The sequence below is a fragment of the Microbacterium sp. LMX7-1.2 genome (assembly GCF_040675935.1).
Lineage (GTDB): Bacteria > Actinomycetota > Actinomycetes > Actinomycetales > Microbacteriaceae > Microbacterium.
Window position 1 is genome coordinate 135,514 of the sequence record NZ_JBEGIL010000001.1, and the last position, 24,059, is coordinate 159,572.

23 protein-coding genes are annotated in these 24,059 nt (G+C 69.5%); 18 read left to right on the forward strand and 5 right to left on the reverse strand.

Translation table 11 applies throughout. The features are described 5' to 3' along the window. Positions 1–33: 33 nt before the first annotated feature. From pdxS to MRBLMX7_RS00705, 11 genes are all read left to right on the forward strand, one after another. Complete coding sequence (gene pdxS / locus MRBLMX7_RS00655) at positions 34–927, forward strand: pyridoxal 5'-phosphate synthase lyase subunit PdxS (RefSeq protein ID WP_363365785.1); 894 nt, start codon at positions 34–36, stop codon at positions 925–927. Next, entirely contained in the window at positions 917–1,513 is a 597-nt protein-coding gene (gene pdxT / locus MRBLMX7_RS00660) for a pyridoxal 5'-phosphate synthase glutaminase subunit PdxT (protein ID WP_363365786.1), read from the forward strand. The genes pdxS and pdxT overlap by 11 nt, the downstream gene beginning before the upstream one ends. A gap of 33 nt (positions 1,514–1,546) precedes the next feature. After that, positions 1,547–2,425, forward strand: a complete 879-nt coding sequence (locus MRBLMX7_RS00665; RefSeq protein ID WP_363365787.1) for a DUF402 domain-containing protein — start codon at positions 1,547–1,549, stop codon at positions 2,423–2,425. Positions 2,426–2,558: 133 nt separating this feature from the next. Continuing rightward, positions 2,559–3,320 carry a YebC/PmpR family DNA-binding transcriptional regulator gene (locus MRBLMX7_RS00670; protein WP_050720917.1) on the forward strand — a complete coding sequence of 254 codons (762 nt, stop codon included), beginning with the start codon at positions 2,559–2,561 and terminating at the stop codon, positions 3,318–3,320. A gap of 45 nt (positions 3,321–3,365) precedes the next feature. Further along, the gene (ruvC, locus tag MRBLMX7_RS00675; RefSeq protein WP_363365788.1) at positions 3,366–3,950 is read left to right on the forward strand and encodes a crossover junction endodeoxyribonuclease RuvC; all 585 of its coding nucleotides are present in this window, start codon (positions 3,366–3,368) and stop codon (positions 3,948–3,950) included. Between the two features lie 9 nt (positions 3,951–3,959). Next, complete coding sequence (ruvA, locus tag MRBLMX7_RS00680) at positions 3,960–4,565, forward strand: Holliday junction branch migration protein RuvA (RefSeq protein WP_363365789.1); 606 nt, start codon at positions 3,960–3,962, stop codon at positions 4,563–4,565. Further along, complete coding sequence (gene ruvB / locus MRBLMX7_RS00685) at positions 4,558–5,583, forward strand: Holliday junction branch migration DNA helicase RuvB (RefSeq protein WP_050721979.1); 1,026 nt, start codon at positions 4,558–4,560, stop codon at positions 5,581–5,583. Before ruvA ends, ruvB begins: the two co-directional genes overlap by 8 nt. Positions 5,584–5,657: 74 nt before the next feature. Continuing rightward, positions 5,658–6,074, forward strand: a complete 417-nt coding sequence (locus MRBLMX7_RS00690) for a preprotein translocase subunit YajC (RefSeq protein ID WP_363365790.1) — start codon at positions 5,658–5,660, stop codon at positions 6,072–6,074. 52 nt (positions 6,075–6,126) lie between these two features. Further along, positions 6,127–7,857 carry a protein translocase subunit SecD gene (secD, locus tag MRBLMX7_RS00695; RefSeq protein WP_050720921.1) on the forward strand — a complete coding sequence of 577 codons (1,731 nt, stop codon included), beginning with the start codon at positions 6,127–6,129 and terminating at the stop codon, positions 7,855–7,857. Continuing rightward, positions 7,857–8,846, forward strand: a complete 990-nt coding sequence (gene secF, locus MRBLMX7_RS00700) for a protein translocase subunit SecF (RefSeq protein WP_363365791.1) — start codon at positions 7,857–7,859, stop codon at positions 8,844–8,846. Before secD ends, secF begins: the two co-directional genes overlap by 1 nt. A gap of 68 nt (positions 8,847–8,914) precedes the next feature. Beyond that, positions 8,915–11,164 carry a RelA/SpoT family protein gene (locus MRBLMX7_RS00705; RefSeq protein WP_363365792.1) on the forward strand — a complete coding sequence of 750 codons (2,250 nt, stop codon included), beginning with the start codon at positions 8,915–8,917 and terminating at the stop codon, positions 11,162–11,164. Here MRBLMX7_RS00705 and MRBLMX7_RS00710 read toward each other — a convergent pair. The 3 genes from MRBLMX7_RS00710 to MRBLMX7_RS00720 form a co-directional block, all read right to left on the reverse strand. After that, positions 11,151–11,696 (reverse strand): hypothetical protein, encoded by a 546-nt coding sequence (locus MRBLMX7_RS00710; RefSeq protein WP_363365793.1) that lies wholly within the window; start codon positions 11,694–11,696, stop codon positions 11,151–11,153. The genes MRBLMX7_RS00705 and MRBLMX7_RS00710 overlap by 14 nt on opposite strands. A 74-nt stretch (positions 11,697–11,770) precedes the next feature. Beyond that, positions 11,771–13,126, reverse strand: coding sequence for a DUF349 domain-containing protein (locus MRBLMX7_RS00715; RefSeq protein ID WP_235556652.1), 1,356 nt, complete (start codon positions 13,124–13,126; stop codon positions 11,771–11,773). 91 nt (positions 13,127–13,217) lie between these two features. Then, a complete protein-coding gene (locus MRBLMX7_RS00720) occupies positions 13,218–13,541 on the reverse strand; it encodes a hypothetical protein (RefSeq protein WP_363365794.1) in 324 nt (107 codons plus the stop codon). A gap of 109 nt (positions 13,542–13,650) precedes the next feature. On the opposite strand from MRBLMX7_RS00720, the gene MRBLMX7_RS00725 reads away from it, so the two are divergent. After that, entirely contained in the window at positions 13,651–14,982 is a 1,332-nt protein-coding gene (locus MRBLMX7_RS00725; protein WP_082297339.1) for a replication-associated recombination protein A, read from the forward strand. A 24-nt stretch (positions 14,983–15,006) separates the two neighbouring features. Here the strand turns inward: MRBLMX7_RS00725 and MRBLMX7_RS00730 are convergent, their stop codons facing one another. Both MRBLMX7_RS00730 and MRBLMX7_RS00735 read right to left on the reverse strand, forming a co-directional pair. Next, on the reverse strand, positions 15,007–16,152 hold the full coding sequence (locus MRBLMX7_RS00730) for an ATP-grasp domain-containing protein (RefSeq protein WP_363365795.1): 1,146 nt from the start codon (positions 16,150–16,152) through the stop codon (positions 15,007–15,009). Beyond that, on the reverse strand, positions 16,152–17,318 hold the full coding sequence (locus MRBLMX7_RS00735; RefSeq protein WP_363365796.1) for a hypothetical protein: 1,167 nt from the start codon (positions 17,316–17,318) through the stop codon (positions 16,152–16,154). Before MRBLMX7_RS00735 ends, MRBLMX7_RS00730 begins: the two co-directional genes overlap by 1 nt. A 215-nt stretch (positions 17,319–17,533) precedes the next feature. Here MRBLMX7_RS00735 and rpsD point away from each other — a divergent pair, with 215 nt between their 5' ends. The 6 genes from rpsD to MRBLMX7_RS00765 all read left to right on the forward strand — a co-directional run bounded on the left by rpsD (position 17,534) and on the right by MRBLMX7_RS00765 (position 24,057). Continuing rightward, a complete protein-coding gene (rpsD, locus tag MRBLMX7_RS00740) occupies positions 17,534–18,163 on the forward strand; it encodes a 30S ribosomal protein S4 (RefSeq protein WP_060922265.1) in 630 nt (209 codons plus the stop codon). A 106-nt stretch (positions 18,164–18,269) separates the two neighbouring features. Further along, positions 18,270–18,458 carry a hypothetical protein gene (locus MRBLMX7_RS00745; protein WP_050720929.1) on the forward strand — a complete coding sequence of 63 codons (189 nt, stop codon included), beginning with the start codon at positions 18,270–18,272 and terminating at the stop codon, positions 18,456–18,458. 73 nt (positions 18,459–18,531) lie between these two features. Continuing rightward, on the forward strand, positions 18,532–21,192 hold the full coding sequence (gene alaS / locus MRBLMX7_RS00750) for an alanine--tRNA ligase (protein WP_363365797.1): 2,661 nt from the start codon (positions 18,532–18,534) through the stop codon (positions 21,190–21,192). Beyond that, positions 21,189–21,662, forward strand: a complete 474-nt coding sequence (gene ruvX, locus MRBLMX7_RS00755; protein WP_363365798.1) for a Holliday junction resolvase RuvX — start codon at positions 21,189–21,191, stop codon at positions 21,660–21,662. The genes alaS and ruvX overlap by 4 nt, the downstream gene beginning before the upstream one ends. Before the next feature lie 2 nt (positions 21,663–21,664). Beyond that, on the forward strand, positions 21,665–23,245 hold the full coding sequence (gene mltG, locus MRBLMX7_RS00760) for an endolytic transglycosylase MltG (protein ID WP_363365799.1): 1,581 nt from the start codon (positions 21,665–21,667) through the stop codon (positions 23,243–23,245). Continuing rightward, a complete protein-coding gene (locus tag MRBLMX7_RS00765; protein ID WP_363365800.1) occupies positions 23,242–24,057 on the forward strand; it encodes a shikimate dehydrogenase in 816 nt (271 codons plus the stop codon). Before mltG ends, MRBLMX7_RS00765 begins: the two co-directional genes overlap by 4 nt. The last annotated feature ends 2 nt before the right edge of the window (positions 24,058–24,059 follow it).

The following is a 24,059-nucleotide window of genomic DNA, read 5'->3' on the forward strand; positions in this document are numbered from 1 at the left end:
TTGGCCTAGATCAAACCCCGACAGGAGTCAGCCATGACCGAGAACCCCACCACCGGATCCTCCCGCGTCAAGCGCGGTCTCGCCGAGATGCTCAAGGGCGGCGTCATCATGGACGTCGTGACCGCCGAGCAAGCGAAGATCGCCGAGGATGCCGGTGCCGTCGCCGTCATGGCGCTCGAGCGGGTCCCCGCCGACATCCGCGCGCAGGGCGGCGTGTCGCGCATGAGCGACCCCGACATGATCGACAGCATCATCGACGCCGTGTCGATCCCCGTCATGGCGAAGGCGCGCATCGGCCACTTCGTCGAGGCGCAGGTGCTGCAGGAGCTCGGCGTCGACTACATCGACGAATCCGAGGTGCTCTCGCCCGCCGACTACGTAAACCACATCGACAAGTTCGGCTTCACGGTGCCGTTCGTCTGCGGGGCCACGAACCTCGGCGAGGCGCTGCGTCGCATCAACGAGGGCGCCGCGATGATCCGCTCGAAGGGCGAGGCCGGCACGGGCGACGTGTCGGAGGCGATGAAGCACATCCGCAGGATCCGGGGGGAGATCGCCGCCCTCACCGCGCTCCCCAAGGACGAGCTGTTCGTCGCGGCGAAGGAGCTGCAGGCGCCGTACGAGCTCGTGGCCGAGATCGCCGAGACCGGGAAGCTCCCCGTCGTGCTGTTCGTCGCCGGCGGAGTCGCGACGCCGGCGGACGCTGCGATGATGATGCAGCTCGGCGCGGACGGCGTGTTCGTGGGCTCCGGCATCTTCAAGTCGGGCAACCCCGCCGAGCGGGCGAAGGCCATCGTCAAGGCCACCACCTTCTTCGACGACGCGAAGGTCATCGCCGAGGTGTCCCGCGGACTCGGAGAGGCCATGGTGGGGATCAACGTGTCGGACCTGCCCGCACCGCACCGCCTCGCCGAGCGTGGCTGGTAGTCCTCGGGTCGGTGTGCTCGCGCTGCAGGGTGACGTGCGCGAGCATGCCGCCCTGCTCGCCGGGCTCGGTGCCGAGGTCGAGCTCGTGCGTCGCCCGGCCGAGCTCGAAGCGGTCGACGGCCTGGTGATCCCCGGCGGGGAGTCGAGCGTGATCGACAAGCTGTCGCGACTGTTCGGGATGCAGGAGCCGATCCGTGCGGCGATCGGCGCCGGGATGCCGGTGCTCGGCACCTGTGCGGGTCTGATCATGCTCGCCGATCGGCTCGTCGATGCGATCGACGGGCAGGAGTCCTTCGGCGGACTCGACGTCACCGTGCGCCGCAACGCGTTCGGACGACAGGTGGAGTCCTTCGAAGCCGACCTCGACGTGCCGGACCTCGGGGGAGACCCCGTGCACGCCGCGTTCATCCGCGGCCCGGTGGTGGAGAGCGTCGGCCCCGCGGCATCCGTGCTGGCGTCGCTGGACGACGGTCGTGTCGTCGCGGTCGAGCAGGATGCGCTTCTCGGTCTGAGCTTCCACCCGGAGATCACGGGGGAGACCCGGTTCCATCGCCGTTTCCTCGACCGGGTGGCGGCGCGGGTCTGAACCGCATCCGGTCCGCACGGGTACGGTGTCGGAATGCGAACACCCGTGGGGACGACCGGAGTCAGTGCGAGCGGAGGCACGGTCGAACTCGTCGGCCGGCGCGGCGCGGAATGGGCGCGCGTGGCCGACCGACCTGTCTCGCTGTCAGACGCTCTCGCGCTGCTCGACACGGACGAGCAGGGCGCGGCGCACGCGGATCCGGCGTATGAGGACGCCGTCCCTTCGGCGGATGCTGCGGCACCGCGTCTCGCTCGCGGACAGGAGATCCTGTGGCGCTACGGGCGCGTGATCGAGACCGCGGTCGTCGTGCGGGACGACGACCGCGGCCTGGTCGCGTGGACGCCCTCCGGCTCCGCCCGCCTCGACGCCGTGCCCGCGGATGGTCGGCGGGTGCGGGACGTGCCGCTCGCGCAGCGCTCGCTCGTGCCATGGCACGCCGTCGAGGGCGCATGGCGAGGTCCCGGCATCCTGCGCATCGCTCCGACAGGCAAGCCGTGGTCGGTGTGGTTCTTCCGCCGGAAGGACGGCACGCCCGATGGCGTCTACGTCAACATCGAGCTGCCCCACCGCCGCATCGCCGGCGCCGAGGCGGCCGTCTTCACCCGCGACCTCGTACTCGACCTCTGGATCGACGCCGAGCACCCGGGCGATGAGGACGTCTGGCTCAAGGACGCCGACGAGCTGGAGGCCGCGGTCGAGCAGGGGCGGTTCACGCCGCAGCAGGCCGAAGCGGTGCGGGCGATCGCGGACCACGCAGGAGCGGACTTCATCGCGCACGGCACGTGGCCGCTGGACGCGGGGTGGGCGCAGTGGATGCCGGATGCCGCCATGGACGTCCCGATCATGCTGCCGGACACCGCGGCGATGGTCGCAGCACGCGCGCGCTCGGGGTCCACGAGTCTCGAGGGCTGACGCCCCTGCTCGGTCGCGCCTGCGGACCGGCGCACGCCTACGCCGACGTCGGTCTCGAACGGGCCGCAGTGCGGTTCGATAGACTGGACGACGCCCTGGGCCAGCCCCGGGCGGATACGACGAGCGGAGACTTATGTCCGGGCATTCCAAATGGGCCACGACCAAGCACAAGAAGGCCGTCATCGACGCGCGCCGTGCCAAGTCGTGGGCGAAGCTCATCAAGAACATCGAGGTCGCGGCCAAGCTCGGCGGAGCCGACCTGGCGGGCAACCCGACGCTGTTCGACGCCGTGCAGAAGGCGAAGAAGACCTCGGTCCCGAAGGACAACATCGACCGCGCGGTGAAGCGCGGCGCGGGCATCGGCGGCGAAGCCGTCGAGTACACCTCGATCATGTACGAAGGCTACGGACCCAACGGCGTCGCCCTCATGATCGAGTGTCTGACCGACAACAAGAACCGCGCGGCCGCAGAGGTGCGCACGGCGCTCAGCCGCAACGGCGGCACGCTCGCCGACCCGGGCAGCGTCGCGTACAACTTCAGCCGCAAGGGCGTCATCGTGGTGAGCTCCGAGGGCACGACCGAGGACGACGTCATGATGGCGGCACTCGAGGCCGGGGCCGAGGAGATCGAGCCGCACGCTGAGGGATTCGAGATCGTCACCGAGGCGACCGACCTCGTGACCGTGCGTTCGGCGCTGCAGGACGCCGGCATCGACTACGAATCGGCCGATGTCGAGTTCGTCCCGAACCTCAAGGTGGAGATCGACGCCGATACGGCGCGCAAGATCTTCCGCCTGATCGACGCCCTGGAGGACAGCGAGGACGTGCAGAACGTCTTCAGCAACTTCGACCTCACGGCCGAGGTGCAGGCCGAGCTCGAGAACGAGGACGACTAGGCGCGCCGAACCCGGCGGAGGCGGCCCCCCGCCTAGCCTGGGGGAGTGACCTCTCCCTCGCTTCGCGTCCTCGGCATCGACCCGGGGCTGACCAGGTGCGGCATCGGCATCGTCGACGTCGACCGCGCCCGTCGGGGGACACTCGTGCACGTCGGCGTCATCCGGTCGTCGCCGGACGCGCCGATCGGCGAGCGCCTGGCGCTCGTCGCCGCCGGCATCCGCGAGGCTCTGGAGGTCCACCGTCCGGATGCCGTGGCGGTCGAGCGCGTGTTCGCGCAGCAGAACTCCCACACCGTCATGGGGACGGCGCAGGCGAGCGGCGTGGCGCTGCTGCTCGCCGCCGAGGCCGGGTTGCCCGCGGCCACGCACACGCCGAGCGAGGTGAAGGCCGCGGTCACCGGATACGGGTCCGCCGACAAGAAGCAGGTGCAGGCGATGATCGCCCGGATCCTGCGTCTGGATGCGCCCCCGCAGCCGGCCGATGCCGCGGATGCGCTTGCGATCGCCCTGTGCCACGCGTGGCGCCGCGGGACCGCGACGTCCTCGCCGGGCGACGCTCTGACACCCGCTCAGCGCGCATGGGCCGACGCCGAGCGTGTCGCTCGAACATACGTACGATCCCGCGTCTAGGCTGGGAGGATGATCTCCTCGCTGCACGGCACGGTCCTGCACACGTCCTCCGACCACGTCGTGATCGATGTCGGCGGTGTCGGCTTCTCCGTGGCCGTGCCGGGTGACGTCGCGCACACGGCCGCGGTCGGGGAGCGCCTGCAGCTGCACACGAGCCTGATCGTCCGCGAGGACGCGCTGTCGCTGTACGGGTTCGCGCAGCGCGACGAGCTCGAGATCTTCGGTCTCCTCATCAGCGTCACGGGAGTCGGCCCCAAGTCCGCGCTGGGGGTGCTCTCGCACCTCACGGTCGATCAGATCGCCGAGGCGGTGACCGCGGAGGACGACGCGCCGTTCCGGCGCGTGTCGGGGATCGGGCCCAAGACCGCGAAGCTCATCGTCGTGCAACTCGCCGGCAAGGTGCATCCGAGCAGCCCCGTGTCGAAGCCGACAGCCGCCGGGGGGTCGGATGTGGTCGATCAGGTCGCCGCGGCCCTGGTCGGACTCGGCTGGTCGGAGAAGGTCGCGGTCGAGGCCGCGGCGCAGACGGCCGCGGAGGCGACGGATGCCGAGCGCGCGGCCGTCGCTCCGCTGCTGCGTCGTACGCTCGCGGCGCTGGGGCCGGCACGTGTCTGACGCGCGCGACGCGACCGAGCCGGTCGACGAGACCGAGCTCGCGATCGAAGGCGCGCTGCGCCCCACGAGCCTGGGCGACTTCGTCGGCCAGCAGAAGGTCCGCGGGCAGTTGCAGCTGCTGCTCGACGCGGCACGCATCCAGAGTCGACCGCCCGACCACATCCTCCTCGCGGGTCCGCCCGGTCTCGGCAAGACGACTCTCGCGATGATCGTGGCGCACGAGAGCGAGCGTCCGCTGCGGTTGTCCAGCGGGCCCGCCATCCAGCACGCCGGCGATCTGGCCGCGCTGCTGTCGAGCCTCGTGCCGGGGGAGGTGCTGTTCATCGACGAGATCCACCGGATGGCGCGTTCCGCCGAGGAGATGCTGTACCTCGCGATGGAGGACTTCCGCATCGACATCATGGTGGGCAAGGGCGCGGGTGCGACGAGCATCCCGCTCGAGCTCGCGCCGTTCACGCTTGTCGGCGCGACGACGCGTTCGGGTCTGCTGCCGAACCCGCTGCGAGATCGCTTCGGGTTCACCGGGCATCTCGAGTTCTACGACGAGTCCGAGCTCGAACAGGTCATCGCCCGTTCGGCGCTCGTGCTCGGTGTCGATCTGCCGGGTGACTCGCTCGCGGAGATCGCCCGACGATCACGAGGTACGCCCCGCATCGCGAACCGGCTGCTGCGGCGCGTGCGCGACTACGCGCTCGTGCACGGTGGCGGCGCGGCCTCGCTCGACGACGTGCGCGCCGCGCTCGAGCTGTACGACGTCGATCCGATCGGGTTGGACAGGCTCGACAGGGCCGTACTGGATGCTCTGGTCCGGCGTTTCCGCGGGGGACCGGTGGGGCTCAGCACCCTCGCGGTCGCGGTCGGCGAGGAGGGCGAGACGGTCGAGAGCGTGGTCGAGCCCTATCTCGTGCGCATCGGTTTTCTGGGCCGCACGCCACGCGGACGGGTGGCGATGCCCGAGGCGTACCAGCATCTCGGCATCCCGCACCCGGACGGGACGCTTCGCCTCGATGACCTATAATCACTGAAGACTTCCCCCCGATAGAACTGTGCGCCCTTGGCTGGTGCGTGCACCTGAGAAAGGCGCTAGCCCTCATGCCCATGGAAATCCTCCTCTTCGGCCTCCTCGCCGTCCTCGTCGTCTTCATGTTCGTCAACGGCCGTCGTCGTCAGAAGCAGATGAAGGCCGAGCAGGAGGAGAAGGCGACCAAGACGGTCCCCGGCGTGAAGGTCCTGCTGCAGGGCGGCATCTACGGCACGATCGTGGCGTACGACCACGACGACCTCGACTCGCCGGCGCTCGTCGAGATCGCGCCGGGCACCGTCATCGAGGTCCACAGCCAGGCCATCCTCCGGATCGTCGAGCCCAAGGACCTGACCGACGGCGTCGAGGTCGTCGGCGAAGAGGCCCCCGTCATCGTCGAGGAGACTCCGGTCGTCGATGAGACCCCCGCGGTCGAGACCCCCGAGGAGACGCGTCGTCGCCTCGACAAGGACGCTGACGACAAGTAAGACCCGCCTTCGCGGCACTCGGCACTCCGGCATCTCAGAAAGCTGATCTCACGTGGCCACTTCCTCCCCGGTCCGTCACGCCTGGCGGGTCCTCCTCGGACTCCTCCTGGTGACGGGCATCCTGTTCGGCATCAACGCGCTCGGCGTCTACGTCTTCCAGAAGAGCTCCTGGGCGCCCGAGCTCGCGCTCGACCTGCAGGGCGGCACGCAGATCATCCTCAGCGCGGAGACCGAGGACGGCGCGGCGCCGTCCGCCGAGCAGCTCGACCAGGCGGCCGCGATCATCCGCCAGCGCGTCGACGCATCCGGGGTGGCCGAGGCGGACATCACGACCGAGGGCGGCCGCAACATCGTCGTCCAGATCCCGGGCGCGGCGGACGATCAGACGCGTGAGCGCATCCAGTCGAGCGCGCAGCTGCAGTTCCGCTCCGTCATCTACACCACGGCCGCCACGAACACCTTCGTGGGCGACGACGGCAACGAGACGCCGTACCCGACGCCCGACGACTCGGTGAGCGACACCCCGACCGCCGAGCCCACCGACGCGAGCGACCCCTCCTGGGTCACCGACAAGCTCATGGCGGAGTTCCAGGCGTACGACTGCTCGAACCCCGAGAACGATCCGTCCCGTGAGCCGGCCGACAAGCCGCTCATCGCCTGCGACCCGACCGGCCAGGCCAAGTTCATCCTCGGCCCGACCGAGCTCACCGGAACCGCGATCACGGACGCACAGGCCGGGCGCGACCCGCGTTCGGGAGCCTGGATCGTGCAGCTGACCATGAACGCCGACGGCACGCAGGCCTTCGGCGAGGTGAGCACGCGCCTGAACCAGAACCGCCTCGCGAACCTCTCGCCGCGCGACCAGTTCGCGTTCGTGCTCGACGGATCCGTCATCAGCGCCCCGCGCATGAACGGCCAGATCCTCGACGGACGCCCCAGCATCTCCGGTGACTTCACGCAGGAGACCGCGACGACGCTCGCCGATCAGCTGAAGTTCGGCGCCCTGCCGCTCAGCTTCGAGGTGCAGAGCTCCGACACCGTCTCGGCGACGCTCGGCACCCAGCAGCTCCAGATCGGATTGATCGCGGGGCTCATCGGCCTCGCGCTCGTCGCCCTGTACTCGCTGTTCTCCTACCGCGCTCTCGGGACGGTGATCATCGCGTCGATCGCGGTGATGGCGGTCTTGACGTACATCGTGATCTGCATCCTGGCCTGGCGACTGGGCTTCCGCCTCTCGCTCGCCGGTGTGGCGGGTCTCATCGTGTCGATCGGATTCACTGCCGACTCGTTCATCGTCTACTTCGAACGCATCCGCGACGAGCTGCGAGACGGCAAGTCGATCACCGCGGCCGTGGAAGACGGATGGGGCCGCGCCAAGCGCACGATCTACATCTCGAAGTCGATCAACGTGCTCGCGGCCGTGGTGCTCTACATCCTCGCGGACGCCACTGTGAAGGGCTTCGCGTTCACGCTCGGTCTGACGACCATCATCGACGTCCTGATCTTCGTGATCTTCACGCACCCGGTCATGCAGATCCTCGCGCGCACGAAGTTCTTCGGGGGTGGCCACAAGCTGTCCGGTCTCGACCCCGAGTCCCTCGGAGCCGTGTACCGCAGCCGCACCCAGTTCCGTGAGGTCTCCGCCGCCTCCACCGGACGCGGGGCGAAGAACGCCCGCTCGCGCGGAGAGGCAGAGCGTCGCCAGACCATCGCGGAGCGCAAGCGCGCCGAGGCACTCGCCGGTGAGAAACGCACCAGCACCGGAAGTGAGGGGGACGCGTGATGGCTTCCATGAACGAGTTCGGAAACAACCTCTACACGGGCAAGACGTCCTTCCCCTTCGTCGGGAAGCGCCGCCTATGGTTCATCATCGCGATCGCGCTCGTCGTGGGCTCGGCCCTCGTGCCGCTCATCCGTCCGATCCAGTTCTCGATCGAGTTCACGGGTGGATCGCAGTTCACCGTGCAGGCGCCGGACTCAACCGACCAGAGCGAAGCAACCAGAGCCGTGCAGTCGGTCGTTCCCGAGGCCGCGACCAAGGTCGTCGTGGTGAACGGCTCCGACATCCGCGTCCAGACCGACCAGATGAGCTCCGCCGAGACGCAGCAGGTCTCCGCCGCCCTGGCGGAGGCCTACAAGGTGGAGGCGGACGCGGTCACCTCGTCGTTCATCGGACCGGCCTGGGGCGAGAACGTCACGAAGCAGTCGCTGTGGGGTCTCGCGATCTTCCTCGCGCTGACCTTCCTGATCCTCGCGATCTACTTCCGCACCTGGAAGATGTCCGCCGCGGCCATCCTCGGTCTGCTCGACGTGCTCGTGATCACGGTCGGCGTCTACGCGCTGGCCGGGTTCGAGATCTCGCCCGCCGCCGTGATCGGCTTCCTGACGATCCTCGCCTACTCGCTGTACGACACCACGGTCGTGTTCGACAAGATCCGCGAGAACACGACGGAGGACGGTGAGAAGTCCGCGCGCCTGTTCGGCGAGTCGGTCAACCTGGCCGTCAACCAGACGCTCGTCCGGTCGATCAACACCTCGGTCGTCGCGGCTCTGCCCGTCGGTGCGATCCTCTTCATCGGATCGTTCTGGCTCGGGGCCGAGACGCTCACCGACATCTCGCTGTCGATCTTCGTCGGCATCCTGGTGGCGACGTACTCCACGCTGTTCGTGGCCGCACCGCTCTACTCGCTCTTCCGCGAGAACGAGCCGCAGATCAAGGCTCGTGACGCGCGAGTGCGCGAATCGCGCGAGCGCGCCGCCGTCGAGGCCTGATCGTTCCCGCTCGGCGGGGCCGCACCCCGCCGAGCACGCGTAAGATGTTGTGATTCGGAGGTGAGCGGATGGCGGAACCGCAGACGTCGTCGCAGGGATCGAGCCTGAGACGACTGGTTCCCCGCATCTTCTCCCGTGCGCCCAGGGTCAACGACCTGGACAACCTCCTCCGCACCGTCCGGGCCAATCACCCCAAGGGCGACATCGCGGTCATCGAGCGCGCATACGCGGTCGCCAAGGAGAAGCACGAGGGCCAGAAGCGTCAGAGCGGCGAGCCGTACATCACGCACCCGCTCGCCGTCGCGCAGATCCTCGCCGAGATGGGACTCGGTCCTCGGGCCATCGCGGCCGCACTGCTGCACGACACGGTCGAGGACACCGGGTATGCGCTCACCGACCTGACCGCCGAGTTCGGCGACGAGGTCGCGATGCTCGTCGACGGCGTCACGAAGCTCGACAAGGTGAAGTACGGCGAGAGCGCGCAGGCCGAGACGGTCCGAAAGATGATCGTCGCGATGTCGAAGGACATCCGCGTGCTCCTCATCAAGCTCGCCGACCGGCTGCACAACGCGCGGACCTGGGGCTTCGTGCCTCCCGAGAAGGCAGCCAAGAAGGCCAAGGAGACGCTCGAGATCTACGCGCCCCTCGCCAACCGACTCGGCATCCAGGCCATCAAGTCGGAGCTCGAGGATCTCTCGTTCGCCGTGCTGCACCCGAAGATCTACAACGAGATCCACAACCTCATCGCACAGCGCACTCCGCAGCGCGAGAAGTACCTGGGTCAGGTCGTGGAGGAGATCGACGAAGATCTGCGCGATCTCCGCATCCGCGGCAAGGTCGTCGGCCGCCCCAAGCAGCTGTACTCGGTCTACCAGAAGATGGTCGTTCGAGGACGCGAGTTCGACGACATCTACGATCTGATCGGCATCCGCGTGCTGGTCGCCTCCGTGCGCGACTGCTACGCGGTGCTCGGAGCGATCCACGCACGATGGACGCCGCTTCCCGGTCGCTTCAAGGACTACATCGCGACGCCGAAGTTCAACCTGTACCAGTCGCTGCACACCACGGTGATCGGTCCGTCCGGTCGCACGGTCGAGATCCAGATCCGCACGCACGAGATGCACCAGCAGGCCGAGTACGGTGTCGCGGCGCACTGGATGTACAAGGAGCGGATGAACGGCGGCAAGGCCGAGGTCCGCGCGGCCGATCGCGACATGGCGTGGCTCGCGCACATATCCGATTGGCAGGCCGAGACCGCCGATCCCGGCGAGTTCCTCGACTCCCTGCGCTTCGAGATCGGCGCGAAGGAGGTCTACGTCTTCACCCCGAAGGGCCGGGTGATCGGCCTTCCGGCCGGTGCGACCCCCGTGGACTTCGCGTACGCCGTGCACACCGAGATCGGCCACCGGACCATGGGGTCGAAGGTCAACGGACGTCTCGTGCCCCTGGAGTCCGAGCTCAAGAGCGGCGATGTGGTCGAGGTCTTCACCTCCAAGAACCCCGACGCCGGCCCCAGCCAGGACTGGCTCGGCTTCGTCAAGAGCACCCGCGCGCGCAACAAGATCCGCGGCTGGTTCACGAAGGAGCGCCGCGAGGAGGCGATCGAGCAGGGCAAGGAGTCCATCGCCCGGGCGATGCGACGCCAGAACCTCCCGCTCCAGCGCCTGATGAGCCAGGACTCGTTCGCCGAGGTCGCGCATCAGCTCAAGTACGAAGACGTCTCGGCGCTCTACGCGGCGGTGGGTGAGGGACACGTCTCCACGCAGTCGGTGCTCGAGAAGGTCACGGCGCTGGTCGCCGAGAGCGATCCGCCCACGGGCGCGATCGACCTGCCGGAGCGCGTCCCCACCCGTGAAGCGCGCGCCGGAGACTCGGGCGTGCTGGTGCGCGGGGCTGCGGACATCCTCGTGAAGGTCGCGAAATGCTGCACCCCGGTGCCGGGAGACGACATCGTCGGCTTCGTCACGCGGGGGAGCGGCGTCTCGGTGCATCGTTCGGACTGCGTCAACGTCAAGGCGCTCGCGAGCGAGGAGGACCGCTTCGTCGAGGTGTCGTGGGCGCCGACGACCAAGAGCGTGTTCCGGGTGCAGATCCAGGTGGAGGCACTCGACCGCTCCGGTCTGCTCTCGGACGTCACCCGGGTGCTCAGCGAGCACCACGTCAACATCCTCTCGGCGACGGTGAGCACGACGGACGAGCGGCTGGCCCTCAGTCGCTTCGTGTTCGAGATGGGCGACGCGGTGCACCTCGACCGTGTCCTCAACGCCGTGCGCCGCATCGACGCGGTGTACGACGTCTACCGCGTCACGTCGTCCTGATCCGCAGAAGAGCCGCGCGCCCTGACACCTTCCCGGGCACCCGATGCAGCGCGTCGATCGCAGCGACGGCGGCGGGCACCAGCTCGGGATCGACGGCGGCGAGCGCCGTCATCCATGCCCGGACGCCCGGGTCTCGATGGAGTGCCACGGCGAGGTCGACCATCGTGCGTACCGGTGTCGTGGTCAGGACGCCGCCGAGCAGCATCTGATCGCTCGCATCGACGAACACGTCGTGCATGACGAGTCGGGTGGACGGCGCAGGACGGAATCGGCTGCCGATCGCCCTACTCACATGATGTCTGGCCGGGGGAGCATCCCCGGCGCCGTGGATCCACGCGGCGGTCCGACCCGAGGCGGCCGTGCCGCGGGGGATGAGGGAGGCCAGGGACGCGGCACGTGTGGCAGGCACCTCGACGAGGTCGGCCGGGATGAATCCGTCGCCGAGGTCCACGAGATGTCCGTCGAGCCGGGCGGCGCAGAGCTCGGCGAGCGCCAGACGACCACCCGGCAGATACAGGAGAGCGGGATGCATCACGCCAGTGTGACGCAGTGCATCCCGCTCTTCGGTGCCGTATGGCGATCCTGTGGAGAGTCGCAGGTGGAGACTCAGCCGCCGAGCGCGTTGAGCCAGGCACGACGAGCCTCGAGGGCGTCGGCCGCTTCCTTCGCTGCCTTCTTGTCGCCGGACTTCTCAGCGGCGGCGAGTTCGGACTCGAGCTTCTCGATCGCTTCCACGAGCTGCGAGCTCATGTCGTTGGCGCGTGCCTTCGTCTCCGGGTTGTTCTTCTTCCAGTCCACGTCCTCGCGGGCCTTGAGCGCCTGCTCGATCACGCGCAGACGATCGTCGAGCGCGCGCTCCTTGTCGCGGGGGAAGATGCGCCCGATCTCGTCCCACTGGCGCTGGATGCCGGTGAGCAGCGCGCGGGCGCGCTTGATGTTGGACTCGTCGGCGACGGCCTTGGCCTCCTCGAGGAGGGCCTGGCGTGCCTCGATCTTCGGAGCCGAGTCGGCCTCCTCCGCGGCGGCCTGTTCGGCGCGGGCCGAGTACAGCGCGTCGCCGGCGGCCTTGAACCGGGCCCACAGTGCGTCGTCCGCCTTGCGGCCGGCGCGGCCCGCAGCCTTCCACTCGTCGAGGAGAGTGCGGTATGCGGGGATGCCGTCCACGCCACGAGGCGCGAGAGCCTCGGCGCGCTCCACCAGGCGCGACTTCGCATCGCGCGCGGTCTTGTGGGCGTCGTCGAGCTCGGAGTAGAACGCACGGCGCGCCTTGTCGACGACGGAGCGTGCGTCGCGGAATCGCTTCCAGAGCTGCTGCGAGATCCCCTTCGACAGGCGGGGTCCGTTCTGCTGCTGAGCCTGCCACGCATCGAAGAGCTCGCCGAGCTCCGCGGTGACCTGCTTCCACTGCACCTTGGAGAGATCGCGCGCGGCGATCGCCTCGGCGCGCTCGACGAGCGCGGTGCGGTCGGCGATGGCCTGGTCCACGAGTTCCTTGGCCTGCTGCGCCTCCTGCGCGGTGGCCTCCGACAGCGACGACGTCAGGGCGTTCAGACGGTCCCGGAGCCCGGCGAGGTCACCGACCGCTGCGGCATCCGTGGCCTCCTCGAGGAGGTGCCCGGCCTGCTTGACGAGGTCGCTGGCCGAGGCGCCGCCCGCGGCGTGCCGCTGCTCGAGAGCGACCACCTTGAAGGCGATGTCGTCGTACTTGCGCACGAAGTAGGCGAGCGCCTCCTCCGGCGTGCCGTCGGGATACTGGCCGACGACGCGCCAGGTCTCGCCCTCGCGGACCTCGACCGTGCCGTCCTCAGCGACGCGGCCCCACTCGGCGGCGTCGGACGAGGGGGTCGGGATCGCGGCGGTGACGGGCGCCACGGAGGCGGGAGTCGGCAGCTTGCGCGGCATGGGCACGGCCGGCGGGGCCGGGACGGGCGGAGTCGGCTTCGAGGGGTCGGTGGCAGACACGTGATTCTCCTTGCGCGGACGGACCGCGGGAGGCGGAAAGGACGAGAGCCAGCCTAGTACGCCGGACGCCCCGTGATGGGGCGAGGTCGCGTCACCCCGCGGGCGTCTCGCTCGGAGCGGGCTCCTCGGCGGGCGCGGGGGAGTCGGAGGGAATCGGCGAGTCCGTGGGAAGAGGCGCGTCGGTGGGCTCGACGCTCGGCGTCGGCTCGGGCTCCGGTGCGGTGACCTGCGCATGCACGACCTGACTGGCGACGGCGCCACCGACGACGACGATCCCGACGATCACGGCGATCGTGTTGTCACGCACCCGCCGGCGGATCTGACGATCGTGCCACGCCTTGCGCGCGACGTGGAGCCGTGTGCGCTCCGCCTCGGTGCGCGAACGCTGCGCACCCTTGGATCCGCGTGCCGCCATGCCCTGCTCCCTGTTCCGACGCGATCGGGCGCGTCGCGAGAGAGCCTACCGCCGACCGCGCGCTCACGCGGGACACCGCAGTGTCGCCGGCCCGCGTTAGCCTGGGGAGATGACCTCCGCTGCCGCACTGCTCTCCGGGCAGACGCCCCTCGCCGTGCGCATGCGTCCGGTGTCGCTCGAGGAGGTCGCAGGGCAGAAGCACCTGCTCCGCGCGGGATCGCCGATCGTCGCTCTGGCGGATCCCGCGGCATCGTCGCCGGGAGCCGTGTCGATCATCCTGTGGGGCCCGCCCGGGACGGGCAAGACGACTCTCGCGCAGGCGATCGCACGCTCCTCGGGACGTCGCTTCGTCGAGCTCTCGGCCATCACCGCGGGAGTGAAGGACGTCAGGGAGGTCATGCAGGAGGCGATCACCCAGCGCGACCTCTACGGCCAGACGACCATCCTGTTCCTCGACGAGATCCACCGATTCACCAAGGCGCAGCAGGACGCGCTGCTCCCGGGCGTCGAGAACGGCTGGGTCATCCTGATCGCCGCGACGACCGAGAACCCCTCGTTCTCCGTCATCTCGCCTCTGCTGTCCCGCTCGCTCCTGCTGACGCTGCAACCGCTCACCGACGACGACATCGGCGTGCTGGTCGACCGGGCCGTCGCCGACGCTCGCGGGCTCAACGGCGCGGTGTCTCTCGCGGACGACGCGCGCGCCGCCCTGATCCGCCTGGCATCCGGAGATGCGCGCCGCGCGCTCACGGGTCTCGAAGCCGCGGCGGCGGTCGCGATGTCGCAGGGGCAGGAGGGTGAGACCCCGGCGGTCAGCGCCGACGACGTCGCGCAGGCGGTCGACAAGGCGCTGCTGCGCTACGACCGTCAGGGCGACGAGCACTACGACGTGATCAGTGCGTTCATCAAGTCCATCCGCGGCTCCGACCCCGACGCCGCGCTGCACTACCTTGCGCGCATGATCGAAGCGGGGGAGGACCCGCGCTTCATCGCTCGTCGCCTGGTGATCTCCGCGTCGGAGGACGTGGGCCTCGCCGATCCGCAGGCGCTGTCGATCGCGGTGGCCGCCGCGGATGCCGTGGCGTTCATCGGCATGCCGGAGGGGCGCATCCCGCTCGCCGAGGCCACGGTGTACCTCGCGACCACCGCGAAGTCGAACGCGGCCTACACGGGCATCGACGCCGCGATCGCCGATATCCGCGCCGGCGGCTTCGGTCGCGTGCCGTTGCATCTGCGCGACGCGCACTACCCGGGAGCGAAGCGGCTGGGACACGGCCGGGGCTACGTCTACCCGCACGACAGCGAATTCGGCATCCTCCCGCAGCAGTACCTGCCGGACGAGCTGCAGGGACGGCGTTACTACGAGCCGAAGAACCTCGGTGCCGAACGCGACATCTCGGCACGTCTCGAACGCATCCGTCGCATCCTCGACGGACGCTGACCCTGCGGGGAACGCGCGGGCGGTTCACGGATCAGGAAGCTCCTGCCCGTTCCATTCGATATCGCGGGTCGTCGCGGCCGCGAGCGGGATGCGATGCCGGAGCGCGGTGAGAGCGAACCCGCCGAGCAGCAGGGCGTACGCGAACGACGGCATCGGATCGTCGCGGACGTGCACGACATCGCGGATGCCGCGGTCGGATCGCCTCCCGCGGAAGAGGTTCATCACCCGGATCTGCGCGGGCGCCACGGCCCTCGCCGATGGCGGCTGATCCTCGGGCGGGCGCGGTGCGGCGAAGAGCGCGCCGAGGTCGGCATCCGCGAGACAGTGGATGCCGCTGGTGACCCGGGGATTGCATTCGATGACGGCGATGCGATGCGGCGAGACGATCGCGTCGAACGAGATGTGCCCGGAGAAGCGCAAGCCCGCCACCGCGCGCTCGATCGCCTCCTGGAACCGCGGATCGTGGACCGGCTGGAACGATGTCAGGACCTGGAACGACGAGGCATCGGCATCCGCATACTGCACGGAGGCCACCACGCGTCCCTCGTGAGCGAAGGCGTACGCGCAGTGCAGACTCCCTTCGACGAACTCCTGCGCGACCCAGTGCCCGGCGCGGCGATCGAACGCTGTGCCGGGCCGCAGCCGCTGCACCTCCGGGGGCAGGAGCCGCACCTGCACGCCGAATCGGGAGAAGCGCCTCTTCATGACGAGCGGTCGGCGCCGGTCGCGTCGCAGCAGCGCCGTCAGCTCCTCGGCATCGCGGACGAGCTCGGTCTCGGGGACGGGGACATCCAGGCGATCGAGCACCCGCATCGCCTCGTGCTTGTCGTGCAGCGCGGCGATGTCGTCGAACGACCCGGCGGCGATGCGCACGTCGGGGCATCGCCGGCGCAGCCATTCCGCCCCGCGCGCCACGAAGAAGGTCTCCTCGCAGGTGGGCACGACGAGGTCGATGCGGTGGGTCTCGATCGCTGTCGCGATGTCGTGCAGGAAGGAGCGGAAGTGGAAACGGGGCGATCGGATGCGAGTGCTCCCGCGGGAATGCCGCGACCAGGCCGCGGGGTTCACCGCGACCGACTCCGCCACGTAGACCTCGTGCCCGTGGCGACCGAGGTTGCGCACGATCTCCAGGGCGACGAGCGACCTCCCGCCCAGCACGAGCACGCGCATCACAACCCCCGACGCGTCATCATCGGGATGACCAGCCGCTCGGCGAGCGCGGCGAAGAGGCGCACGAGCGCCGCGCGCCATCGCGGCACGCCGTCGAGCACGACCATGCGGTACTCGATCCGGTTCCTCGCGCCACGACTCTTCTTGAACTCCCCGGCGCCCGCGCTGCTGTGGAACACGAGACCGAGGTCGCGTGCCTTGTCCTGCAGACGGATGGACAGGATGCGGTAGAGCCCGTCCTCCCGAGGGCGGTCGAGGTCGTAGCCGAGCACGGGGGTGGTGAGGACGCCGTTCAGGGCGACGTGCCCGATGACGCCGACCGCTTCGTCGTCCTCGCCGACGAGCACCTCGTAGTCGATGATCCCGGCGTCGCGCGTGCGCGCCATGAACGCCGCTGTGAGCTGCGGGTTGTGCGCGGAGTACTTCTCGACGTAGAGCCGGCGGTACAGATCGGCGGCGCGCTGCGGGTCGGCGCCGCCGTCATCGCAGCGGGTCGCGCGCATCCGGTAGTCCGACCGCGAGGCGAGACGACGCTCGCGACGGAGGACGTGCTCGATACGGCTGCCGAGGCCCTCGTACACGTCCTGGACCCAGATGCTGCGGCTGAACAGCGGCAGGTAGCCCAGGTCCCGCATCCGGGCATGCAGCGCGCCCGTCGTGTGCTCGTTCACCGAGTTCCAGACGACGTAGCGCCCGCGGAACCGGGCTCGCACCGCAGCCGTGACGGCGTCGACGGCGGCGGGATCGAGCGCCGGGTACAGGTTGGTCGACAGCAGCCAGTTGTTGATGTACACGGCGTCGTCGATGCGGGCGACCCGCAGCATCGTCGCGATCGGGAGAAGCGCGATCGCGGCGAGGCGCTGGACGATCGGCGTGCGCAACTCCGCGAGCTCCGCACGCGCATAGGAGACGTAGTGCGCGTACATCGACGAGGTGTAGGACGTGTTGGCCGCCGAGCGCGTCTCGGGGACGAACAGGGGGAGCACCGTCGCGTCGTCGACGACGATCGCGAGCATCGTGCCCCGCGCGTTCGCCACCATCGACGCCACGCCGTCCGCTGCGAGGAGCCGGATGTACGCGGCGGCCGTCCGCGCGTCGGGGTGATCGAATCGTGAGGGATCGAGGGCGTCGGCCGCCTCGATGCGGACCCGGACGACCTCGTGCACGAGAGGCATCCTATCGACCGTCCATCGGTGCGGACGGGCGCTCCACGGACGCCGGAGCCGATCTGTTAGACTTGATCGGCTCGAAACCGAGTTTTCGGGCATCTCCTCGTCCACACCACACCTTGCTGGCGCCCCGGCGTGCGCTCCAAGGCAGGACGCGGTGATACGTCCGCGAGTCGCGAAAGACGCGACCGCGTCATCGGAAGGACAGCTTCGTGACCACGAAGTCCCAGGACCGCCGCAAGGTCCGTCTCAGCCGCGCCCTCGGCGTGGCGCTCACCCCGAAGGCCGCCCGCTACCTCGAGAAGCGTCCCTACGCTCCCGGCGAGCACGGCCGCACCAAGCGCAAGGCCGACAGCGACTACGCCGTCCGTCTGCGTGAGAAGCAGCGTCTGCGCGAGCAGTACGGCATCCGCGAGAAGCAGATGCGCAACACGTTCAACGAGGCTCGTCGTCAGGACGGTTTGACCGGTGAGAACCTCGTCGAGCTCCTCGAGATGCGTCTCGACGCCCTCGTGCTGCGTTCGGGCTTCGCCCGCACCACCGCACAGGCGCGCCAGCTCGTCGTGCACCGTCACATCCTCGTCGACGGCCAGCTCGTCGACCGCCCGTCGTTCCGCGTGAAGCCGGGTCAGCTCATCCACGTCAAGCCCAAGAGCGAGGGCACCGAGCCCTTCCAGGTGGCGGCAGCCGGCGGTCACGCCGAGGTGCTCCCCGCCGTTCCGGGTTACCTCGAGGTCGAGCTCGACAAGCTCCAGGCCCGCCTGGTCCGTCGTCCGAAGCGCGCCGAGGTCCCCGTGACCTGTGAAGTGCAGCTCGTCGTCGAGTACTACGCGGCTCGCTGAGCATCAGCATTCGAGCAGAGGGCGTCGGGGTCACCCGACGCCCTCTGTCGTTTCCGCCTACGATGGAGAGACCGCGCCTCCGCGGGTCTGACACGAGGATGACGACATGAAGAACGTGCTGTGGTTCCTGATCGGCGTGATCGGCGGCTTCGTCGCGGCGCATTTCATGAACAAGGACCCGCGCGGACACGACATCCTCGCGGAGGTCGACGCTCGGATCAACGAGTTCACCGGCATCATCGGCGACGCGTACCGCGAGCAGCAGGCACGGCTCACCGACCCCGCGGACGACTGACCGTCGGGCGCGCGAGCGCCGAGACGACCGACCGACATTCCCCACCCCGTACGCAAGGACACCCGGCACACCCATGAACACTGCGGAGATCGCGCAGCGCTACCTCGACTTCTTCGAGAAGAACGACCACCTCATCGTCCCGTCGTCCTCACTGGTCAGCGACGACCCCTCGCTGCTCTTCACGGTGGCGGGCATGGTCCCGATGATCCCGTACCTCACCGGTGTGGTCCCGGCTCCCCATCCGCGCATCGCCGACGTGCAGAAGTGCATCCGCACCAACGACATCGAAGAGGTCGGCCGCACGGCTCGCCATGGCACGTTCTTCCAGATGCTCGGCAACTGGTCGTTCGGCGACTACTTCAAGGAAGGCGCGATCCGCTACGCCTGGGAGCTGCTGACGAGCGCCGAGACCGACGGCGGACTCGGCTTCGACGAGAAAGACCTCTGGGTCACGGTCTACGAGACGGACGACGAGGCCGAGGCGATCTGGCGCGACATCATCGGCCTGAAGCCCGAGCGCATCCAGCGCCTGGGACGTGCCGACAACTACTGGAACACGGGGCAGCCCGGCCCCGGCGGACCCGACTCCGAGATCTTCTTCGACCGCGGTCCGTCCTACGGCAAGGACGGCGGGCCCGCCGCGGACGACACCAGGTTCCTCGAGATCTGGAACCTCGTGTTCATGCAGGACTTCATCGAGAACATCCGCGGCAAGACGGAGTTCGACATCGTCGGCGAGCTGCCGATGAAGAACATCGACACCGGCATGGGCCTCGAGCGCGTCGCCTTCCTCAAGCAGGGCGTCGAGAACATGTACGAGATCGATCAGGTGCGGCCGGTGCTCGACCGCGCCGTCGAGCTCTCGGGCCGTCGCTACGGCGCCGTGCACGAGGACGACGTGCGCTTCCGCGTGATCGCCGACCACGTCCGCTCGTCCCTCATGCTGCTGTCGGACGGCGTCCGCCCGTCGAACGAGGGCCGCGGCTACATCCTCCGCCGTCTCATGCGTCGAACGGTACGCGCCATGCGCCTCCTGGGCGTCGACGAGCCCGCGTTCCCCGAACTCTTCGCGGCCTCTCGCGACGCGATGAAGTCCGCGTACCCGGTGCTCGAGAGCGACTGGGCGACGCTGTCCTCCGCCGCCTTCGCCGAGGAGGAGACGTTCCGACGCACGCTCGCCCAGGGGTCGACCATCCTCGACCTCGCGCTGGACGACACGAAGAAGAGCGGATCGACGGCTCTCAGCGGTCGCGAGGCCTTCCTGCTCCACGACACCTACGGATTCCCGATCGACCTGACGCTGGAGGTCGCCGAGGAAGCGGGTCTCGAGGTCGACCGTGCGGCGTTCGACTCCCTGATGAAGGAGCAGCGGGATCGTGCCAAGGCCGACGCGCGCAACCGCAAGCGCCAGCTCGCGGACGTCTCGGTGTACCGCGACCTCCGGGCGCTCGGCGAGACGGGCTTCGACGGCTACACCGAGCTCGAGGTCGACTCTCGCGTGCTCGGCATCCTCGTCGACGGCCAGGTCGTGCGCTCGGCTGCCGAGGGACAGATCGCCGAGATCGTGCTCGCCGAGACCACGCTCTACGCGGAGTCCGGCGGTCAGGTCGCCGACAAGGGCGTGATCGTCGGCCCGGGCTACGAACTCGAGGTCCTCGACGTGCAGAAGCCCGTGCCGGGCCTCATCAGCCACACGGTCGAGGTGACCCGCGGCTCAGTCTCGGTCGACGATGCGGCGACCACGGTCGTGGACGCCGCGAACCGCCGCGCCGCACGCCAGGCCCACTCCGCCACGCACCTCGTGCACGCGGCCCTCCGCGACACGCTCGGCCCGACCGCCACCCAGTCCGGATCGCTGAACCGTGCCGGGTACATGCGGTTCGACTTCGCATGGTCGCAGGCGCTGTCGACCGACACGCGCTCCGAGATCGAGGAGATCACGAACCGAGCCGTCAACGACGCGCTCGAGGTCACGACTCGCATCGTCACGCTCGACGAGGCGAAGGAAGCCGGCGCCATGGCGCTGTTCGGCGAGAAGTACGGCGATGTCGTGCGCATGGTCGACATCGGCGGCCCCTGGTCGCGTGAGCTCTGCGCCGGCACGCACGTGACGTCGAGTTCCGAGATCGGTCTGGTCAGCCTCGTCGGCGAGTCGTCCGTCGGCGCATCGAACCGTCGCATCGAGGCGCTGGTCGGGCAGGACGCCTTCCGCGAGCTCGCCGCCGAGCGTGCGCTCGTGTCGCAGCTCACCGCATCCCTCAAGACGCCGCGCGATCAGCTCGCCGAGCGCATCGCCGACCTGTCGTCGAGCCTGAAGGCCGCGGAGAAGCGCATCGCGCAGTTCGAGGCCAAGGAGCGCGCGGGCCAGGTGCCCGCGATCGCGGACGCAGCCTCGCGTGTGGGCGCCTATCGCGTCGCTGCCCAGTCGCTCGGGGACGCGGCTTCGGCCGACGACGTGCGAGAGCTCGTCCTCGGCGTGCGCGAGCGTCTCGGCTCCGATCCCGCCGTCGTGGCCCTCGGAGCGGTCGTGAACGGCCGACCGGTCGTCGTGGTCGCGACGAACGACGCCGCCCGCGCGGCCGGAGCGAAGGCCGGAGCGCTCGCGAAGCGCGCCGCGTCCGTGCTCGGCGGTGGCGGCGGTGGACGCGACGATGTCGCTCAGGGCGGAGGGACGGATGCTGCGGCGCTGTCCGCGGCACTCGAGGCCGTCTCGCAGGAGCTGCAGGAAGCGTGACGGGCTTCCGCCGCGGGGTTCGCCTCGGGATCGACGTCGGCCGGGCACGGATCGGCGTCGCGCGGTGCGACCCCGACGGCATGCTCGCCGTGCCGGTGGAGACCGTGCCGCGCGACGACGCGGCGATCGACCGGATCGCGCAGATCGCCGCCGAGTACGAACCGCTCGAGATCGTCATCGGTCTGCCGGTGAACCTCCGTGGCGCGGACACCGCGTCGACCACGGACGCGCGCGAGTTCGCGGCAGCGATCGAGGCGCGCGTGGGCACGCCGGTGAGGCTCGTCGACGAGAGGCTCAGCACGGTGACCGCACACGCCGCGTTGAGATCTTCGGGCAGAACCCAGAAGAACTCTCGTAGCATTGTGGATCAGGTCGCCGCCGTGGTCCTGCTGCAACAGGCGATTGATACGGAGAAGAGCACGGGAAACCCGCCCGGCTCCACGATTCCGCTCGACGAGGAGTCCCCCTGACGATGCCCGAACGCGATAGTGCTTCCCCCCGGCACGATCCGGACGCCCGCTTGGGCGACCTGTTCGAGAACCTTCCCGACCCGACGCTGCAGAGCCCCACGGTGGACAACACCCCGCCGGCTCCCGGGTCGCGCCGGGCCGCGCGCGAGGCCGCGAGCCGAGGCAACGGACTGAGCGGCGGCGATGCCGCCGACTCCACCTCGCCCGACGAGGGCGAGCCGCAGCCTGAGGCTCCGACTCCCGCATCCGCTTCGCGACCGACGTCAGCGCCGGTCGACGCCCCGGGTCGCACGACTCCGGTCGTCTCCTCGCCCGCCGCCGATGCGGCACCGGACGAAGGGACGCCGACGCGCGCTCTGCCGATCACGCGCACGCCGGCAGAGGGCGTGCAGGCCCCGGCATCCGAGTCCACGGCCCCCGGCACCCCTGCCGCCGGGGGCCGCCTGGAGGATCTCTTCCACAGCGAGCCCGCGGCGGACGAGAGGCACGGTGCTCCGCGCACGAAGAAGCGCCGCACCGGCTGCCTCGTCGCCCTCATCATCGTGCTCGCCGTGATCGGCGGGATCGTAGGTGCCGGCGTCTGGGCGTGGAACACCTACGGCGACAAGATCAGCGACACGCTCGGCTGGGGCGACCCGAAGGACTGGGAGCCGGGGATCGCGACGGGCGAGGTGCTCGTGACGATCAAGGACGGCGACACCGGGGGACCCGTGTCGACGGCGCTCTTCGAAGCGGGCGTGACCCGCACGGAGGACGTCTTCTACGACTACCTCGTGAACGAGAACATCGCGGTCACCTTCTACCCGGGCGTGTACCGCATGCAGGAGAAGATGACGGCGGAATCCGCGCTCGAGGCGCTGCAGAACCCCGAGAACAAGATGGAGAACTCCGCGAGCGTCTCCGAAGGCGCCACGATCGCATCGTCGCTTCCGACCATGGCGGAGTCCCTGGGGATGCCGGTGGAGGATCTGCAGGCGGCGATCGATCTGGGGCCGGCCGCCTACGGCGTCGATGCGCAGAGCCTGGAGGGCTGGCTCTTCCCGGCCGTCTACACGTTCGATCCCGGTGTCACCGCGCAGGGCGTCATCCAGCGGATGGTCGACCGCACGCGCGAGTCGCTGAACGCGGCGGGCGTGCCCGCCGGTGACGAGCAGCGCGTGCTGACGATCGCGTCGATCATCCAGCGTGAGGGCATGACGGCCGACTTCGACAAGGTGTCGCGCGTCATCCAGAACCGCCTCGACATCGACATGAAGCTGCAGATGGACTCGACGGCGCAGTACGGCTACGGCTCGCTGCACGAGGGCGTCGTGTCCAGCTCGGCCGAGGCGCTCGCCGACCCCAACCCCTGGAACACCTACGTCAACACGGGGCTGCCCGTCACACCGATCGCGAGTCCGAGCGACGCCGCGATCAAGGCCGCGATGAGTCCCGCCGACGGTCCCTGGCTCTACTTCGTCACGGTCAACCTCGCGACGGGCGAGACCCAGTTCTCGGAGACCTACGAGGAGCACCTGCAGGGCGTCGAGAAATGGGACCAGTGGTGCAAGGAGAACCCCGACGGAGGATGCGCGGCCGGATGACCCGTACGCGTCTCGCCGTATGGGGCGACCCCATCGCGCATTCCCGTTCGCCGCAGCTGCACGACGCGGCCTATCGGGCGCTCGGTCTCGACTGGGAGTACTCGCGCCAACGGGTCGACGCCGAGGGCTTCGGCTCTTCTCTGCAGGCACTCGACGACACCTGGCGGGGTCTCTCCCTCACGATGCCGCTCAAGGAGAGCGCTCATCGGGCTGCGGACGTCCGTGACCGCCACGCCGAGCTCACCGGTGCCGTCAACACGCTCCTGTTCGCGGAGCGCCTGCACGGCTTCAACACCGACGTCGGCGGCATCGTCGATGCGCTGCACGAGTACCGCGTCGCGGAGGTGGACCACGTCCGCATCCTCGGCGCTGGTGCGACCGCGGCATCCGCGCTCGTCGCCGTCAGCGAGATGGGCGCCACCCGCGTCGACGTGCGCGCGCGTCGACCGGAGCGCGCCGCGCACCTCCTCGCGCTCGCGGAGAATCTGGGTCTCGATGCCCACGCGGCGCCCTTCGACGAACCGCCGTCCCCGGTCGCCCTCACCGTGGCGACGCTCCCCGGCGGCAGCGCCCTCGATGCGGGCATCGTCGAGCCTCTCGCGACCACCGGGGGAGTGCTGTTCGACGTCGCCTACTCGCCCTGGCCATCGTCGCTGGCGACGGTCTGGCCCGCGGAGGCCGTGTCCGGACTCGGGATGCTGCTCCACCAGGCCGTGCGCCAGGTCCGCATCTTCCATCACGCCGATCCGGGCATCCCGCTGGACGACGAGGCGGCTGTGCTGAGTGCGATGCGCGAGGCGCTCGAGTCGTAGGA